Source organism: Ancylobacter gelatini (assembly GCF_022601675.1).
Taxonomy (GTDB): Bacteria; Pseudomonadota; Alphaproteobacteria; order Rhizobiales; family Xanthobacteraceae; genus Ancylobacter; species Ancylobacter gelatini.
Genome location: NZ_JAKVIL010000002.1, coordinates 541,641 through 558,057 on the forward strand (window position 1 = coordinate 541,641; position 16,417 = coordinate 558,057).

General features: G+C 67.8%; 15 protein-coding genes. 6 read left to right on the plus strand and 9 right to left on the minus strand.

The genetic code is table 11. The annotated features are described in order from the left end of the window. Positions 1-62 precede the first annotated feature (62 nt). Both MKI84_RS05820 and MKI84_RS05825 read left to right on the plus strand, forming a co-directional pair. Positions 63-686: a class I SAM-dependent methyltransferase gene (locus MKI84_RS05820; protein WP_241617355.1), complete on the plus strand. Its 624-nt coding sequence runs from the start codon at positions 63-65 to the stop codon at positions 684-686. After that, positions 683-1,738, plus strand: coding sequence for an ELM1/GtrOC1 family putative glycosyltransferase (locus MKI84_RS05825; protein WP_241617358.1), 1,056 nt, complete (start codon positions 683-685; stop codon positions 1,736-1,738). Before MKI84_RS05820 ends, MKI84_RS05825 begins: the two co-directional genes overlap by 4 nt. Here the strand turns inward: MKI84_RS05825 and MKI84_RS05830 are convergent. The 7 genes from MKI84_RS05830 to carA all read right to left on the minus strand — a co-directional run bounded on the left by MKI84_RS05830 (position 1,729) and on the right by carA (position 11,477). Beyond that, positions 1,729-2,793: a glycosyltransferase family 4 protein gene (locus tag MKI84_RS05830; RefSeq protein WP_425353804.1), complete on the minus strand. Its 1,065-nt coding sequence runs from the start codon at positions 2,791-2,793 to the stop codon at positions 1,729-1,731. The two genes, MKI84_RS05825 and MKI84_RS05830, sit on opposite strands and share 10 nt — an antisense overlap. Before the next feature lie 20 nt (positions 2,794-2,813). Further along, positions 2,814-3,287 carry a transcription elongation factor GreA gene (greA, locus tag MKI84_RS05835; protein ID WP_241617363.1) on the minus strand — a complete coding sequence of 158 codons (474 nt, stop codon included), beginning with the start codon at positions 3,285-3,287 and terminating at the stop codon, positions 2,814-2,816. Positions 3,288-3,425: 138 nt separating this feature from the next. Next, a complete protein-coding gene (gene carB / locus MKI84_RS05840) occupies positions 3,426-6,758 on the minus strand; it encodes a carbamoyl-phosphate synthase large subunit (RefSeq protein WP_241617366.1) in 3,333 nt (1,110 codons plus the stop codon). Between the two features lie 189 nt (positions 6,759-6,947). Next, on the minus strand, positions 6,948-7,445 hold the full coding sequence (locus MKI84_RS05845; RefSeq protein WP_241617367.1) for a cupin: 498 nt from the start codon (positions 7,443-7,445) through the stop codon (positions 6,948-6,950). A gap of 55 nt (positions 7,446-7,500) precedes the next feature. Beyond that, positions 7,501-8,940: a UdgX family uracil-DNA binding protein gene (locus MKI84_RS05850; protein WP_241617369.1), complete on the minus strand. Its 1,440-nt coding sequence runs from the start codon at positions 8,938-8,940 to the stop codon at positions 7,501-7,503. Further along, positions 8,940-10,154, minus strand: a complete 1,215-nt coding sequence (locus tag MKI84_RS05855) for a putative DNA modification/repair radical SAM protein (RefSeq protein ID WP_241617372.1) — start codon at positions 10,152-10,154, stop codon at positions 8,940-8,942. The genes MKI84_RS05850 and MKI84_RS05855 overlap by 1 nt, the downstream gene beginning before the upstream one ends. Positions 10,155-10,286: 132 nt before the next feature. After that, the gene (gene carA, locus MKI84_RS05860) at positions 10,287-11,477 is read right to left on the minus strand and encodes a glutamine-hydrolyzing carbamoyl-phosphate synthase small subunit (protein WP_241617374.1); all 1,191 of its coding nucleotides are present in this window, start codon (positions 11,475-11,477) and stop codon (positions 10,287-10,289) included. Positions 11,478-11,723: 246 nt separating this feature from the next. Between carA and MKI84_RS05865 the strand changes: the two genes are divergently transcribed. The 3 genes from MKI84_RS05865 to MKI84_RS05875 are packed head-to-tail and all read left to right on the plus strand — an operon-like array spanning position 11,724 to position 13,218. Further along, a complete protein-coding gene (locus MKI84_RS05865) occupies positions 11,724-12,182 on the plus strand; it encodes a GatB/YqeY domain-containing protein (protein WP_241617376.1) in 459 nt (152 codons plus the stop codon). A gap of 14 nt (positions 12,183-12,196) precedes the next feature. Then, positions 12,197-12,916 carry an AzlC family ABC transporter permease gene (locus MKI84_RS05870; protein WP_241617378.1) on the plus strand — a complete coding sequence of 240 codons (720 nt, stop codon included), beginning with the start codon at positions 12,197-12,199 and terminating at the stop codon, positions 12,914-12,916. Then, positions 12,913-13,218 (plus strand): AzlD family protein, encoded by a 306-nt coding sequence (locus MKI84_RS05875; RefSeq protein WP_241617380.1) that lies wholly within the window; start codon positions 12,913-12,915, stop codon positions 13,216-13,218. The genes MKI84_RS05870 and MKI84_RS05875 overlap by 4 nt, the downstream gene beginning before the upstream one ends. Before the next feature lie 4 nt (positions 13,219-13,222). On the opposite strand, the gene MKI84_RS05880 is transcribed toward MKI84_RS05875, so the two are convergent. Beyond that, entirely contained in the window at positions 13,223-13,798 is a 576-nt protein-coding gene (locus tag MKI84_RS05880) for an SRPBCC family protein (RefSeq protein WP_241617382.1), read from the minus strand. Continuing rightward, positions 13,795-14,133, minus strand: coding sequence for an ArsR/SmtB family transcription factor (locus MKI84_RS05885; protein ID WP_425353795.1), 339 nt, complete (start codon positions 14,131-14,133; stop codon positions 13,795-13,797). Before MKI84_RS05885 ends, MKI84_RS05880 begins: the two co-directional genes overlap by 4 nt. Positions 14,134-14,348: 215 nt before the next feature. On the opposite strand from MKI84_RS05885, the gene dnaG reads away from it, so the two are divergent. After that, positions 14,349-16,304, plus strand: coding sequence for a DNA primase (gene dnaG / locus MKI84_RS05890; protein ID WP_241617388.1), 1,956 nt, complete (start codon positions 14,349-14,351; stop codon positions 16,302-16,304). Positions 16,305-16,417: the final 113 nt, after the last annotated feature.

Consider the following 16,417-nt stretch of genomic DNA (forward strand, 5'->3'; position numbering starts at 1 on the left):
TGCCTGCGCCGCCGAATAGTTTACGCCATCTGCCGCACCACTCCCGCACTCATGGGCCGACCATGGAATACAGTCTCGTCAGTGAATATCAGCGGCTGCATTCCAACCACCGCTACGGCGCCACGGCGCGCCATGCGCTGGCCGACATGCTGCCGCACATACTGGCACTGAAGCCGGCCTCGCTGATCGATTTCGGCTGCGGCCAGAGCAATCTCGCGGCGCTGATCGGCGCCAAGGCCGGCATAGGCGAGGTGCATCGCTACGATCCCGCCATTCCCGAGATCGCGACCCTGCCGGACCATCAGGTCGAACTCGCCGTGAATGTCGACGTGATGGAGCACATTCCCGACGAGGAAATCGACGCGGTGCTGGCCAGCATTGCGAAGGCGGCGCGCCACGCGCTGTTCGTCATCGATATCGGTCCGGCCAAGCTGCTGCTCTCCGACGGGCGCAATGCCCATGTCTCTCAGCACGACGCGCCGTGGTGGCTGGCGCGGCTGAAGCCGCATTTTCCCGATGTGCGGGAGATGACCATCCACCGCCGCAACCGCGTCGCTTTCAAGACCTGGGACGCCGAACATCCGGTGCTGCCCTCGCTCGCCATCCGCCTGCGCGAGCGGGCGATCTACCGCACGATGAAGCTCTCGCGCTCCGCCCGCCGGGCGCTGGCGGGGAAGCGGCGGTGAAGGTTCTGGTTCTCCGGGACAAGAAGCCCGGTCACTTCAACCAGGCGGAAGGGGTCGCGCTGGCGCTTGGCCGCCTCGCCCCGATCGAGGTGGCGCGGCTCGACGTGCGGCCGTCCTGGTTCGCCCATGACGATATCCGCAAGCAGATCATGAAGCGCTGGGGCCGCGATGCGCTGGGCTGGCTGAAATCGATGTACGCCATCGACGCCGACGCGCTGGAGCGGCCGGACGTCATTGTCGGCTCCGGCCGCCCGACCATCGCGGCGGGCATCCTGCTGAAGCGGGTGTTCGGCGGCATTCCCTTCCTCTACTCCGGCGGCATTGGCGGCTACGACACGCGCGAGGTCAGCCTGATGCTGGTGGCCTCGCCCCGCGCGGCCGGCAATCCGCGCTCGGCCTATGCGCTGATCCCCTCTGTGATCGACCCTGACGCCTATGCCCCGCCGCGCCCGTTGCTCAGCCTCACCGACCTCAAGGGCGCGGAGATCGCGCTGCTGATCGGCGGTTCGGCTTATCGCAAGGAATATCCCGCCGGCGAATGGGAGGCGCTGATCCGCCTCGTTGGCGACATTGCCGCACAGTACGGCGTGCGCTGGCGCGTCTCGACCTCGCGGCGTACGCCCGAGGACGTGCACCAGCGCTTCAAGGCGCTGGCGGAGGCCGGCATCCTCGCGGAGTTCGTCGACTATCGCACCGCCGGACCGGGCTCGGCGCGGGCGCTGTTCGGCTGCGATGGCGTGGTGGTGACAGAGGATTCGATGAGCATGCTGGCGGAAGGCATCGCGGCGCGGCGGCCGGTGATCGGCCTGCGCTCGGCCAAGGTGCATGATGGCTATGCCAGCGAGGCGATCGCCTCTTGGGCGGTAGGACCGAGCCTCGCCATCCTGCCCATGGCAAGCGCGACGCCCGCCCAGTTCGCCGCGACGCTGACCTCGCTGACCCCGGCGCGCGGTGACTGGCGCGACCGGCTGGCGGCGATCATCGCGCCGGTGCTGGGGCTGGCTCCGCCGGAAGGCTACGTGCTGGAGCAGCCGCACGCCGCCTATCTCTGAGCCGCGCGCCAGACTTCTTCATAGACCGCGTTGATGCGTTGCGCCTCGACCTCGATGGCGAAGTCGGTGCGCGTCCGTTGCAGCGAGGCCGCGCTCCATGCCTCGCGAGCGGCCTCGTCCATATCGATGAAGGCGCTCATGGCGGCGCTCATGGCGGGGACATCGCCGGGCGGGATCAGGTTTCCCGTCACGCCCTCCACCACAAGCTCCGGGAAGGCGCCGACCGTGGTCGCCACCACCGGTACGCCCGTCGCCATGGCTTCCAGCGGGGTGACGCCGAAGCCCTCCCAGCGCTGCGGCGCGACATAGAGGTCGAGCGCGCGATACCAGTCCGGCGTCACTGACGTCGCGACCTCGCCGGGGAACAGGATGCGGTCCGCGAGCCCAGAAGCCGCGACGCGCGCCTTCAGGCCCTCAAGGAAGCCGGTATCCTTGCCGACGGCGCGGCCGAGCACCACACCGCCCCAGCCGGGGCGCGAGGGCAGGGCGGCGATGAGCGCGTCGACGAACACATCCGTGCCCTTCTGCGCGCGGATGCGGCCGAGACAGCCGATGAGGCGGAGTTCCGGCAGGCCGAGCCGGGCGCGCGCCTGCGCCTTGTCGGCGGGCGGGTGAAACACGGTGAGGTCGATGCCGTGGTGGATCACGGTCGAGGGCCGTTCGAGATAGGAGGCGGTGGCGGCGGAAGTGGCGATCACCGCGTCCATGCGCGCGATCTGGAACTTGGTCCAGCGCGTATGGCGGCGCTGCGAGGCGGAGGTGAAGACCAGCCTCAATTTCATGCGCAACAGGTCGCGCAGGATGAGGCCCGCCAGCATCTCGACATTGCGCCGCGCATGCCAGATGCGGGCGGGGCGGCCGGGCGGGGCGCGCCAGAAATGGCGCAGATCGGCGAAGGAGAGGCGCGGCAGGCCGGCGGCGAGGCCGGGGCCGAGCGCGGCGATGGAAATGTCGCGGGCCTGATACGGCACCACGCGTTCCAGCGTCGCGGTCACGCCCGAGAGGCGGCGCTTGAAATTCGGCGCGACAGCTTCCAGCCCCGCCGGATCCGGCACCACCTCCCGGTTCATGAGAATCAGACGAACTGAATCGCGGCGATTTCGTAGGAGCGGGCGCCCTTGGGGGTCACCACTTCCACGGAGGTGCCGAGCTTCTTGCCGATGAGCGCGCGCGCCAACGGCGAGGAGAGCGAGATACGCCCGGCCTTGGCGTCGGCTTCCATGTCGCCGACGATCTGCCAGATGCGCTCTTCCTCAGTGTCCTCGTCGATCAGCTTCACCGTGGCGCCGAACTTCACGATATCGCCGGACAGCTTGGAGATATCGATGATCTCCGCGCGCGAGAGCTTGTCCTCCAGCTCGGCGATACGGCCCTCATTGAGAGCCTGCTGTTCCTTGGCAGCATGATACTCGGCGTTTTCAGACAGGTCGCCATGCGCACGCGCCTCGGAAATGGCGTCAATGATGCGCGGGCGCTCCACCTGCTGGCGCTGCTTCAGTTCCGCTTCGAGGGCGGAGTGCCCACCGGCGGTCATCGGGATCTTTTCCATAGGTCTTTATCGGACCTCCCTTAAAAGCAAACGAAGCCCCCGCGAGGGACTTGGCTCCGGCCGTGTGGCCGGAGACAGGTCTCGCGCGAGGGGCTGCGTTTCGTCGTTCCCGGTCGCTGGCGTCGCCTTGCGGCGTGCTCAGCTTCCGTGCGTGAAGTAGTCCTGCAGGGCGCGCACTTCCAGATCACCGCCAATATAGGCCTTGATCCCACGCGCCGCTGCGATCGCTCCGGACAGCGTGGTGTAATACGGCACTTTGTGCAAGAGGGCGGCGCGGCGCAGCGAGCGGCTATCCGCAAGCGCTTGGGCGCCCTCGGTGGTGTTGAACACCAGTTGCACCTCGCCGTTCTTGATCGCGTCAACGATATGCGGGCGGCCTTCCAGCACCTTGTTGATCTTGATGCCGGGAATGCCGTGGTCGGCGAGAAAGCGCTGCGTGCCGGAGGTGGCCATCACCTTGAAGCCGAGCGAGACCAGAAGGCGCGCCGTCTCCACGATGCGGGGCTTGTCGTCCTCGCGTACCGAAATGAACACCGTCCCGGATTTCGGCACCTTCGTGCCGCCGCCGAGCTGGCTCTTGGCGAAGGCGACGGCGAACGACTTGTCGAGCCCCATGACCTCGCCGGTGGAGCGCATTTCCGGGCCGAGCACCGTGTCGACGCCGGGGAAGCGGGCGAAGGGGAACACCGCTTCCTTCACCGCCACATGGTCCAGCGTCTGCGCCTCCAGCCCGAACGAGGCGAGCTTTTCGCCGGCCATCACCCGCGCCGCGATCTTGGCGAAGGGCTGGCCCATCACCTTGGCGACGAAGGGCACGGTGCGCGAGGCGCGGGGGTTGACCTCCAGAATATGGATCGTGCCGTCCTTGATCGCGAACTGCACGTTCATCAGCCCGCCGACCTGAAGCGCGAGCGCGAGGTTGCGGGTCTGTGCCTCCAGCTTGGCGATGGTTTCCGGCGACAGCGAGTAGGGCGGCAGGGAGCAGGCCGAATCACCGGAATGGATGCCGGCTTCCTCGATGTGCTCCATGATGCCGCAGACGAACGTATCCGTGCCATCGGCGAGGCAGTCGACATCGACCTCGATGGCGTCCGACAGGTAGCGGTCGAACAGCAGCGGGTTCTTGCCGAGCAGCGTGTTGATCTGGCCGGTCTTGTCGTTCGGGTAGCGCGCCTTGACGTCGTTGGGCACCAGCTCGGGCAGAGTGCCGAGCAGGTAGTCGCCGAGCTGGCTTTCCTCGTGGATGATCTGCATCGCGCGGCCGCCCAGCACATAGGACGGGCGCACCACCAGCGGATAGCCCAGTTCCGCGGTGACGAGGCGAGCCTGCTCCACCGAATAGGCGATGCCATTGGCCGGCTGCTTGAGGCGCAGCTTGTCCAGCAGCGTCTTGAAGCGGTCGCGGTCCTCCGCGAGGTCGATGGCGTCGGGCGAGGTGCCGAGGATCGGGATGTCGGCCTCTTCCAGCGCGCGGGCGAGCTTGAGCGGGGTCTGGCCGCCGAACTGCACGATCACCCCGTGCAGCGTCCCGTTGGCGCGCTCGCGCTCAAGGATCTCGATCACGTCCTCGGCGGTCAGCGGCTCGAAATACAGCCGGTCCGACGTGTCGTAGTCGGTCGAGACCGTCTCCGGGTTGCAGTTGACCATGATGGTCTCGTACCCGGCATCCTTCAGCGCGAAGGCGGCATGGCAGCAGCAATAGTCGAACTCGATGCCCTGGCCGATGCGGTTCGGGCCGCCGCCGAGGATGGCGACCTTCTTCGCGCCGGTCGGACGCGATTCGTCGGCGGGGGCGCCGGCAAACGGCATCTCGTAGGACGAGTACATATAGGCGGTCGGCGCGGCGAACTCGGCCGCGCAGGTGTCGATGCGCTTGTAGACGGGGCGCACGTCGAGCGAGCGGCGCAGCTCCGAGACCTCGGCTTCATGCAGCTTCGCCAGCGTGGCGAGGCGCTGGTCGGAGAAGCCCATGGCCTTCAGCCGGCGGAACGCGCCGGCGGTCTTCGGCAGGCCATGCGCCTTGACCTTGGCCTCGGTGTCCACGATCTCGCGGATCTGTTCGAGGAACCACGGGTCGATCTTGCAGCCAGTGTGGATCTGCTCGTTGTCGAGCCCGAGCCGCATGGCCTGCGCGACCTGAAGCAGGCGATTCGGGGTCGGGGTGCCGATCGCGGCGCGGATGGCGTTCTTGTCGTCGCCCTGGCCGAGCCCCTCGATCTCGATCTCATCGAGGCCGGACAGGCCGGTCTCCAGCGAACGCAGCGCCTTTTGCAGCGATTCCTGGAAGGTGCGGCCGATCGCCATGGCCTCGCCGACCGACTTCATCGACGTGGTCAGCACCGGGTCGGCGCCGGGGAATTTCTCGAAGGCGAAGCGGGGGATCTTGGTGACGACATAGTCGATGGTCGGCTCGAACGAGGCCGGGGTGGCGCCGCCGGTGATGTCGTTGGCGATTTCGTCCAGCGTGTAGCCGACCGCGAGGCGCGCGGCGACCTTGGCGATCGGGAAGCCGGTGGCCTTCGACGCCAGCGCCGAGGAGCGCGAGACGCGCGGGTTCATCTCGATCACGATCATGCGGCCCGTTTCCGGGTCGATGGCGAACTGGACGTTGGAACCGCCGGTTTCCACCCCGATCTCGCGCAGCACCGCCAGCGAGGCGTCGCGCATGACCTGATATTCCTTGTCGGTCAGCGTCAGCGCCGGCGCGACGGTGATGGAATCGCCGGTGTGGACGCCCATCGGGTCGATGTTCTCGATCGAGCAGACGATGATGCAGTTGTCCGCCTTGTCGCGGACGACCTCCATCTCGTACTCCTTCCAGCCCAGCACGCTCTCTTCCACCAGCACCTCATTGGTGGGGGAGGCGTCGATGCCGCGCTCGATGATCTCGATATATTCGCTCTTGTTGTAGGCGATGCCGCCGCCCTGGCCGCCCATGGTGAAGGACGGGCGGATGATGGCCGGCAGGCCGATCTCGTCGAGGGCTTCCAGCGCCTGAGGCAGGGTCTTGATCTGGCGCGAGCGCGGGGTGTCGAGACCGATCTTGGTCATCGCGTCGCGGAACAGCTCGCGGTCCTCGGCCTTGTCGATGGCCTCGGCCGTGGCGCCGATCATCTCGACGTCATACTCTTCCAGAACGCCCATCTTGCGCAGCGACAGCGCGCAGTTCAGCGCGGTCTGGCCGCCCATGGTCGGCAGCAGCGCGAAGCCGCCGGGGATGGCATGGCGCTCCTTCGCGATGATCTTGGCGACGATCTCGGACGTGATCGGCTCGATATAGGTCGCATCGGCCAGATCCGGATCGGTCATGATCGTCGCCGGATTGGAGTTCACCAGCACGACCCGGTAGCCCTCGGCCTTCAGCGTCTTGCACGCCTGGGTACCGGAGTAATCGAACTCGCAGGCCTGTCCGATAACGATCGGGCCGGCGCCGATGATGAGGATAGTGGAAATGTCTGTGCGTTTCGGCATCGGATCCCGTGCGGCTCGCGCATTGCACCGGGCGCACGAAAAAGGACGCGTGGTCGACGCGTCCTGGGTGCACCCGGATCAGTTTGTTGGCGGAGGCCTACCCCGCAATTGGGGGCTTCCCTTAAACCAGATTCCTCCGGGGGGGAAGGGCGGTATGCGATACTGGCCCTGCAAGCCGTGCGGATCGGCTCAGCGCATCCACAGCCGCGTGAGCGCGCCCGCCGCGCCGCCGACCGGATCGGCGGCCGGAAGGGCGACGCCGGCGATGGTCTGCAGCGCCGCATGCAGGCGGCTCTCGTCGGGCCGCTCGATCTCGTAATCCTGCCCGGGAGGGTAGGCGCCGATCACCAGAAGGTCGCGGCTGGCGGCGAGCCGCTTGTGCCCGGTGCCGGCCGGCAGCACGAGGACGTCGCCGGCGGCAAGGTCGAACACCTCGCCATCCTCGCCGCCGAGCAGCACGCGCGCCGAGCCGCGGGCGATGGCCAGCGTCTCATGGGCGGTGGAGTGGAAGTGGTGGTAGTCGAAAATCCCGTTGCGCCAGCGGCAATCCCAGCCATTGGCGCCGATATGCGTCTCGATGTCGGTCGGATCGGCGCGCAGCACGCGGGAATAGATCAGCACCGGCAGTGAGGGGTTGTTGGGTACCCCTCCGGAGGACGGAAACAGGCGGCACCGGGGCTCGGGCATGAGCATCTCCTTCGCATCTTCCCTGACAAACCGCCCGTGCTCCGTTCGGGTTCCCTCACCCTGCCGCCCGCTCCGCCGCGGCCTTGAGATCGGCGACGAACTGCGCATAGGCAGCGTTCTGGGCCGCCGGGTCGGGCAGCCGCAGCAGATAGGAAGGGTGGGTGGTGACATAACCCGGCCGGCCCTCGAATTTCATCGGACCGCGCGCGCGGGTGACGGAGACCGGATGGCCGGCGAGCGCCAGAGCCGCGCTGGCCCCCAGCGCCACCACGAGGCGCGGCTGGACGAAATCCAGCTCCTGCTTCAGCCACCAGCGATAATGCTTCACCTCGCCGGACGTCGGGCTCTGATGCAGCCGCCGCTTGCCGCGCTGGACATATTTGAAATGCTTCACCGCATTGGTGAGGTAGAGCTGCTCGCGCGACAGCCCGGCCTCGCCCAGCGCTTTCATCAGCAGCCGACCGGCGGGGCCGACAAAGGGCCGGCCTTCCACATCCTCCTGATCGCCGGGCTGCTCACCCACAAGGGCGAGCGGCGCGCCGGCCGGCCCCTCGCCCAGCACGGCGCGGGTGCCGCCGGTGACGAAGGGCGGCGTGTCGCGCATCAGGCGGTTCAGCTCTTCCAGCGTGCCGGGGGCCTGTTCGCTCATGGCTTCCACCGCTTTTCTCGGATCGCGCTTGCGCGGCGCGCTCGCTTCTCGCGCGATCATGGCGTCAACGCGCGAGGCGGCGGATTGGACGAGGCCGGGGATGAGCTTTGCCTCCGGCAGGTTCGCCCAGTATTTCTTCGGCATCTCCTTCGTCATCATCGCGGTGTTGGTCCGCGCCGGGTTGAAGGTGCTCTCATAATAGGAGAGCCAGCCTTCCTCGAAGCCATCGCCCTCCGGCAAAGCGGGGCGTAACGCCGGCGGGCCGATGACGAGGCTGGTGCCATCCCAGCTCAGCGAGCCGTGCGGGGTCAGGATGCTCCAGTCCATGGCTGGAAAGCGCTTCACGAAGAAGCCGGCCACCGCTTCGACGATGAAATGCTCCGGCTCGAACCAGGCGAGGAAGCGCTCGCGGCCTTGGACCATGCCGGCGGAGCGGAAGCGCACGAAGGCGTGCATCTTGTGGATGTCCCGCCGCACCGCCTTCGCCATGCGCATCAGGCGGTGCACCAGCGGATCGGCGGGATTGTCGATGAGTGCCCGCTCGTCCTTCACCGTGCGCCAGATCAGCCGGTAGAGCAGGCCGTGGCGCTCCGGGTCGCCGTGGCAGAGCACCAGACCGATCAACTCGGTCACGGCGCGGGGCAGGGAAAAGGCCGGTGCCGCATGCGGGGCCATGGGCGGTGCGTCGAACAGGCCGGGAGCGCCGGTCGACCAGATCACCCGCTCCGGCGGCAGGCCCTCCGCAACAAGAGCGCGCACCGCGGCGCGGAAGCCCGCGGCATCGGCGCCGGGCGACAGGATGACCTCGCGCAGGGCGCCGGCAGGGGAGGCGAAGAGCGCGTCCATCAGCCGAACAACTCCATCTGCCGGGGTGCCGGCGCCAGACGCTCGCGCAGATCGGCGCGATCGGTCAGGCGCAGCGGGTGGTGGTCGGCGGTGATGAGGAAGGCACGCGCCCGCTTCACGCTGGTGGAGAGCCGGCCGATATCGTCGAGCCGCAGCCGGCCAAAACGGCGCGCCTTGAGGATGCGGTCCACCGCCCGCGCTCCGAGCCCCGGCACGCGCAGCAGCATTTCGCGATCGGCGCTGTTGACGTCGACCGGAAAGCGCTCGCGATGCTTCAGTGCCCAGGCGAGCTTGGGATCGATGTCGAGATCGAGCATGCCCTCGGTGCCGCCGGCGGCGATTTCCTCGACCGAAAAACCATAATAGCGCAGCAGCCAGTCGGCCTGATACAGCCGGTTCTCCCGGCGCAGCGGCGCGGGCTTCACCGGCAGCACGCGGCTCGCCTCGGGAATCGGGCTGAACGCGGAATAATAGACCCGCCGCAGTCCATAGCCGCGATAGAGCGTGGCGCTGGTTTCGAGCACCGTCGCATCCGTCGTCGCGTCGGCACCGACGATCATCTGCGTGCTCTGGCCGGCCGGCGCGAAGCGGCGCTTCTCCTCCCTGGCCTCGGCGATGCGCTCGGTCATCTGGCCCATGGTTGCACGGATGCGCGGGGCATCCTTCTCCGGCGCCAGCGATTTCAGGCTGGTCTCCGACGCCAGTTCGATGTTCAGCGACAGCCTGTCCGCCCACAGCCCGGCCTGTTCGACCAGCCACGGGCTGGCCTCGGGAATGGCCTTCAGATGGATGTAGCCGGCAAAGCCGTGCTCCTCCCGCAGCGAACGCGCTACCCGCATCATCTGCTCCATCGTGTAATCGGGCGAGCGGATGATGCCGGAGGAGAGGAACAGTCCCTCGATATAGTTGCGCTTGTAGAAGCCGAGGGTGAGCCGCACCACCTCGTCCACGGAGAAGCGGGCGCGCTCGACATTGGAGGAACGCCGGTTGATGCAATAGGCGCAATCGAACAGGCAGTAATTGGTGAGCAGGATCTTCAGCAGCGAAACGCAGCGTCCATCCGGCGTGTAGGAATGGCAGATGCCGGCGCCGGTGGTGGAGCCGATGCCGGTCTTCTTCGCCGCCCGCCCCGCCGAACCGGAGGAGGCGCAGGAGGCATCATATTTGGCGGCGTCCGCCAGAATGCGCAGCTTGGTCGCGAGGGTGTCGTCCACGGGAGTCTCCTCTCGTGTTCACTTTATGTTCTCGTTCTTCTTCGCGCAATCCGCCGCCTGATACCGGGCGCCGCGCATGAAAAAGGCCGGACCTTTAAGGGCCCGGCCTTTTCAACGCGCAGCGAAGGCGGCTCAGGCCGCCTTGTGCTTGGCGATCATCTCGACGAAGCGGTCGAAGAGGTAATGGCTGTCCTGCGGGCCGGGGCTTGCCTCGGGGTGGTACTGCACCGAGAACACCGGCTTGTCGGAGAGCGCGATGCCGGCATTGGAGCCGTCGAACAGCGAGACATGGGTCTCCTGCGCGCTGGCCGGCAGGCTGTCGCGGTCGACCGCGAAGCCGTGGTTCATCGAGGTGATCTCGACCTTGCCGGTGGTCATGTCCTTCACCGGGTGATTCGCGCCGTGGTGGCCCTGGTGCATCTTCATGGTGCGCCCGCCGACCGCGAGGCCGATCATCTGGTGGCCGAGGCAGATGCCGAAGGTCGGCACGCCGGCCTCGATGATGTCGCGGATCACCGGCACGGCATATTCCCCGGTCGCGGCCGGGTCGCCCGGGCCGTTGGAGAGGAACACGCCGTCGGGCTTCAGCGCGAGAATCTCCTCGGATGAGGCGGTGGCCGGCACCACGGTGACCTTGCAGCCGGCGCGGGCCAGCAGCCGCAGGATGTTGCGCTTGATGCCGTAATCCACCGCGACGACGTTATAAGCGGGCGCCTCCTGCCGGCCATAGCCTTCCGGCCACTGCCAGGGGGTCTCGTCCCAGGTGAAGCGCTGGGCGCTGGTGACCATGGGCACGAGGTCCATGCCGACGAGGCCGGGCCATTCCGCCGCCTGCTTCTTGAGCGCCGGCAGGTCGAACACGCCATCCGGTGAATGCGCGATCACGGCGTTCGGCATGCCGCCATCGCGGATCAGCGCCGTCAGCGCGCGGGTGTCGATACCGGAAATGGCGATGATGCCGCGTGCCTTCAGCCACTGGTCGAAATGGCGGGTGGCGCGGTAGTTCGACGGATCGGTGATTGCCGAATGCAGCACGACGCCGCGCACACCGGAGGCGCCGGCCATCGAGACGGTCTCGACGTCCTCCTCATTGGTGCCGACATTGCCGATATGGGGGAAGGTGAAGGTGATGATCTGCCCGGCATAGGACGGATCGGTCAGCACTTCCTGATAGCCGGTCATCGCGGTGTTGAAGCACACCTCGCCGACCGCCTCGCCCGTGGCGCCGAGGCCGAAACCTTCAAGCACCGTGCCGTCCGCGAGCACGAGAAGGGCCGTGGGAAGGGGTTCGGCCCACACATTGTCGTTGGCGCTGCCGCTCATGGTCTTGTTCCTTGCGTCTGTGTGGCCTAATTAGTCGGTTGCCGCGCCGGATGCCAGTCCGAAGACCGTGTATCTGCGCCTCACGAACCGTATAGCTGCGCGCAGCGCGCGGCTGGAGGGGGCGGAGCGGCGACCCGCCGCGAGGGCGCGGGGCGGAAAACCAGTGGCTTACCAGCGGTGGGACGACGCGCGGAACGGGACAGTTCCGCGGTGCGACCGCCGCGAGATCATGCGAAAGAGGCCGACGTGCTGCGGGACGCGATCAATACTTCTCTCAAGGATGCGATGAAGACGCAGGACAAGCGTCGCCTCGGCACGCTGCGTCTGGTGAACGCCGCGATCAAGGATCGCGATATCGAGGCGCGCGGCCATGGCCGGGATCCGCTCTCCGACGACGAACTGCTTGGCCTGCTGACCAAGATGATCAAGCAGCGCGAGGAGTCGGCCAAGGTCTATGACGAGGCCGGCCGCACCGACCTCGCCACCCAGGAGCGCGAGGAAATCTCGGTCATCCAGGTCTTCCTGCCCAAGCAGATGACGGAAGCCGAATCGCAGGCCGCCATCGCTGCCGTGATCGCCGAAATCGACGCGCACGGGCTGAAGGACATGGGCCGCACCATGGCGGCGCTGAAGGAGCGCTATACCGGCGTGATGGACTTCGGCAAGGCCAGCGGCTCGGTTAAGACCCTGCTCACCGCCGGCTGAAACGCTCCCTTCCCATGGACACGCCTCCCTCCGCGCGCGGGCCTGCCACGCTGACGCTTGCCGGCGCCTGGCGGGGCGCGCGCGCCATGGTGCCGGTGTTCATCCCGGTCTTCGTGTTCGGCGCGGCGTTTGGCGTCGCGGCGCATGCGGCCGGGCTGGAGGGCTGGGTCGCGGCGCTGATGAGCGCGCTCGTCTTCGCGGGCGCCTCGCAATTCGCGGTGCTGGATCTCTGGCAGTCGCCGGTGCCGTGGGTGACGATCCTGCTCGCCACCTTCGCCATCAATTCCCGCCATCTGCTGCTCGGCGCCTCCATCCGGCCGCTGACGCGCGGCCTGTCGACCTGGAAACGCTACCTGTCGATGACGCTGCTCAGCGATCTCAACTGGGCGGCGCTGATCTCGGCCGAGGCGCGCGGCGAGCGCGATCTCGGCTACATGGTCGGTGGCGGGGTGGCGATGTGGGTGGTGTGGCTGAGTGCGACCGTGATTGGCGGCGCGGTCGGCGACTTCACCCTCGCGGACCTTCAGCGCTACGGGCTCGATCTGGTCATGGCGGTGTTCTTCGCCACCACGCTGTTCGGGCTGCGCCGCAAGAAGATCGACGATCTGCCGTGGCTGGTGGCCGGGCTCGCCTCGCTGGCGGCGGTGTGGTGGCTGCCGGCAAACTGGCATGTGCTTGCCGGCGGCCTTGCCGGCGGCGTCGCCGGTCTGATCCAGTATGGGCGCCGGCCGTGAACACAACCGATGCGCTGCTGGTGATCTTCGCGATGGCGCTGGTGACCTATGGCACCCGCGCCGGTGGCATCTGGCTGGTCGGCTTCATGCCGATGTCGCCGCGCCTTGAAGCATTCCTGCGCTATCTCGCCGGCTCGGTGCTGGTGGCGCTGGTGGTGCCGGCGACGGTGCGCGGTGGCGCCGCCGCCTTCGTCGCGGTCGGCGTCACCTTGCTGGCCATGGTGGTGGTACGGCGGGGGCTGGTCGCGATGGCGCTGGGCATTCTCGCGGCGGCGCTGTACCGGGCCTTCATGGGCGCGTGAGCGCTCACTCCGCCAGCCGCGCCTCATAGGCCTCGCGATATTGCGCGAAAAGCGGCCACAGCGCGCTGCGCTCGCGCCCTTCCAGCGCGTCGGCGAGCAAGGTGAGATGGGCATGCCAGCCGCCGGCGACGCCGAGCCGCGTGCCGCGCGCGACCAGCCGGCGATGGGTGACGGTGAGGTGCACCTTGCCCCCGCGGGGGGTGAGTTCGAAGGTGACTTCCGATTCTGACGGCGTTCCCGCTTCCCAGGTGAAGCGCAGCAGCCGGTTCGGCTCGCAGGCCAGCACCACGCCTTCATTGTGAATCTCGCCGGCGAATTTGGCGAAGCGCTCCGGGGTCGGCTGGCCGGCGTTGAGCTCGCCATTGCGGAACACAAGGTCGACCTTGCCGCCCGCCGTCAGCTCCATCGGCCCGGCGGCGAGCCAGAGGCGGCGCTTGTCGGGCTCGGTGAGATAGGACCAGACCCGTTCCACCGGGCCGGGGAGCAGGCGCTCGAAGCGCAGCGTGTCGGCGGCTTCCTGCGTGGCATAGCCATTGGCGAGGTCGGAACTGGCAAGCTGGGTGTCGGCATGTGACGTCATGGCGTATCTCCCTTGCTGTCGTCCTCGCGCAGCAGCGCGTCGAGGACGTTGAGGCGTTCGGTCCAGAAGCGTTCGTAGAAGCGCAGCCACTCGCTGGCCTGCGCGAGCCGTGCGGCATCGAGCCGGCACAGATGCTGGCGGCCCTTCACCTCACGGCGCACCAGCCCGGCCGCCTCCAGCGTGCGGATATGCTTGGAGGCGCCGGCGAGCGACATGGCGAAGGGCTCGGCGAGCTCGCCCACCGTGCGTTCGCCGGTGGAGAGACGCCGGAGCATGTCCCGCCGTGTCGGGTCGGCCAGGGCGTGAAACACGAGATCGAGGGGTGAGGCGTGCATTTGTTCAACCATGTGGTTGAATATCTGCGCATGCGCCGAAACTGTCAACCAATAAGTTGAATATCGCGGTCGCGAGATGCCGGTGAATAACGGGGATTGCGGGCGGAGCGGTCAAACGCCACTTCAGTGCTGGCGGGGATGGCGCGATATGCCGGATCGGCCCGTCTCTTGCCTGCTGAAATCCGGCAAGATGTGAGAAGAGAATCGCTCCCGCCATGCGCTTTCCGCCCTCGTTCCTCGACGAGATACGCACCCGCCTCCCGCTGTCGGAGGTGGTGGGAAAGCGCGTGCAGCTCAAGAAGCAGGGCCGGGAGTGGCGCGGGCTGTCGCCCTTCAACGCCGAGAAGACGCCGTCCTTCTACGTCAACGACCAGAAGGGCTTTTATCACTGCTTCTCCTCCGGCAAGCATGGCGACCAGTTCGACTTCCTGATGGAGACCGAAGGCCTGCCGTTTCCCGAGGCGGTGGAGCGGCTTGCCAATATGGCGGGTGTGCCGATGCCGGTGCAGTCCCGCGAGGAAGAGGTCCGCGAGAATCGCCGCAAGACGCTGCACGAGGTGATGGAACTCGCCGCGCAGTTCTTCGAGGCGACGCTGCAGGGCCGCGCCGGGGCGCGCGGGCGCGGCTATCTCAATGATCGCGGCCTCGGCGCCCCGACGCAGGCACGCTTCCGGATCGGCTACGCCCCGGCCGAGCGCTACGCGCTCAAGGAGGCGCTGGGGGCGAAGGGCGTGCCGGTCGAGGACATGGTGGAAGCCGGCCTGCTGGTGGCGGCCGACGACATTCCCGTGCCCTATGACCGTTTCCGTGACCGCGTGATGTTTCCGATCCACGACCTGCGCGGGCGGGTCGTGGCCTTTGGCGGCCGGGCGCTGGAGAAGGAGGTCTCGGCCAAGTACCTCAATTCGCCGGAGACCCCGCTCTTTCACAAGGGCTCGCTGCTCTATAACGGCTTCAACGCCCGCGCGGCCGCCCACAAGGGCGCGCCGATCATCGTGGCGGAAGGTTATGTCGACGTGATCGCGCTGGTCGAGGCGGGCTTTGCCGGCGCCGTCGCCCCGCTCGGCACCGCGCTGACCGAGGAACAGCTCGCTTTGCTGTGGAAGATGGCGCCCGAGCCGCTGCTGCTGTTCGACGGCGACAAGGCCGGCCGGCGCGCCGCATGGCGGGCAATGGACCTTGCCTTGCCCCATCTCAAGCCGGGCATGAGCCTGTCCTTCGGCCTTCTGCCCGACGGGCAGGACCCGGACGACCTGATCCGCGCCGGCGGCCGGGAGGCACTCGATGCCGTGCTGCGCGACGCCCGCCCGCTGGCCGAGGTGCTGTGGAGCCGCGAGCTTGAAGGCGCGAGCACCGACACGCCGGAGCGCCGCGCCGCGCTGGAGGCGAGGATCGGGGAAATCGTCCGGCTGATCGGCGACGAGACGGTGCGCAAGCATTACCGCGCCGACCTGATGGAGCGCTTCCGCCGTCTGTTCGCTCCGGCGCAGGGCGACGGCTGGCGCGAGCGTGGGCAGGGCGCGCGGGCGAATGGTGGCCGTCCCGGCACTTTTCGCGCGGGTCAGCGGCCCGGCCGCTTCGGCGGGCGCGATGGCGCGGCCCGCGAGCCGATCGGCGTGGCGGGGGAGGGGATGCGCCGCTCGGCCCTGCTGCGCGGTGCGGCGGCGGAAATTCCGCGCAACGAGGCGCTGCTGCTGTTCGCGGTGATGAATCATCCCTGGCTGCTCGATGGCGCGGCAGAGGAACTGGCGGAGATCGCTTTCCTGAACAAGGAGACGGCCGAACTGCGCCGCGTGCTGCTCGACGCCCATGTCGAGGGCGACACCGACGACCCGGAGCAGCTGGCGCAGCGGATCGCCTCCGCCGGCTTCGGCCCGCTGGCGGCGCGGCTGTCGGCCCTGGCGGTCGCGCGGCATGACTGGCCGGCCTTTGCCGACGCCGCCCGCAGCGATGTCGAACTTTGGTGGCATCAGCGTCTGGTCTTGCACCGGCGCGGTCACGCTCTATCTAAGGACCTGAAGGAAGCTGAGAAACGGCTCGCCGATGAACCGACCGATCTCAACTGGGCGCGCTTTCTGGACGTACAAAGACAGCTCGCGGCACTTGACGGAACCGAAGCTTTGGTAGAGGGGTTCGGCGCCGCGTCGGGTCGTCCGGCGCGGTCGATGTAGCAGCCCTTGGGTCGCCCGCCCGCGTGCGTCAAATACGCCGTGGAGCGTGTGGCCCTGTTTGCGTCGGTTCTTCGCCGGTTGGCGAAGGCCGATTTCTGGGTGGTCCGGTGGGC

Excerpts from the sequence above, each read along its gene's own strand:
- MKI84_RS05820 (WP_241617355.1), top strand. The coding sequence starts at position 63 with ATGGAATACAGTCTCGTCAGTGAATATCAGCGGCTGCATTCCAACCAC.
- greA (WP_241617363.1), bottom strand. The coding sequence starts at position 3,287 with ATGGAAAAGATCCCGATGACCGCCGGTGGGCACTCCGCCCTCGAAGCG.
- dnaG (WP_241617388.1), top strand. The coding sequence starts at position 14,349 with ATGCGCTTTCCGCCCTCGTTCCTCGACGAGATACGCACCCGCCTCCCG.
- MKI84_RS05885 (WP_425353795.1), bottom strand. The coding sequence starts at position 14,133 with ATGCACGCCTCACCCCTCGATCTCGTGTTTCACGCCCTGGCCGACCCG.
- MKI84_RS05845 (WP_241617367.1), bottom strand. The coding sequence starts at position 7,445 with ATGCCCGAGCCCCGGTGCCGCCTGTTTCCGTCCTCCGGAGGGGTACCC.
- MKI84_RS05850 (WP_241617369.1), bottom strand. The coding sequence starts at position 8,940 with ATGGACGCGCTCTTCGCCTCCCCTGCCGGCGCCCTGCGCGAGGTCATC.
- MKI84_RS05880 (WP_241617382.1), bottom strand. The coding sequence starts at position 13,798 with ATGACGTCACATGCCGACACCCAGCTTGCCAGTTCCGACCTCGCCAAT.
- carB (WP_241617366.1), bottom strand. The coding sequence starts at position 6,758 with ATGCCGAAACGCACAGACATTTCCACTATCCTCATCATCGGCGCCGGC.
- carA (WP_241617374.1), bottom strand. The coding sequence starts at position 11,477 with ATGAGCGGCAGCGCCAACGACAATGTGTGGGCCGAACCCCTTCCCACG.
- MKI84_RS05870 (WP_241617378.1), top strand. The coding sequence starts at position 12,197 with ATGGACACGCCTCCCTCCGCGCGCGGGCCTGCCACGCTGACGCTTGCC.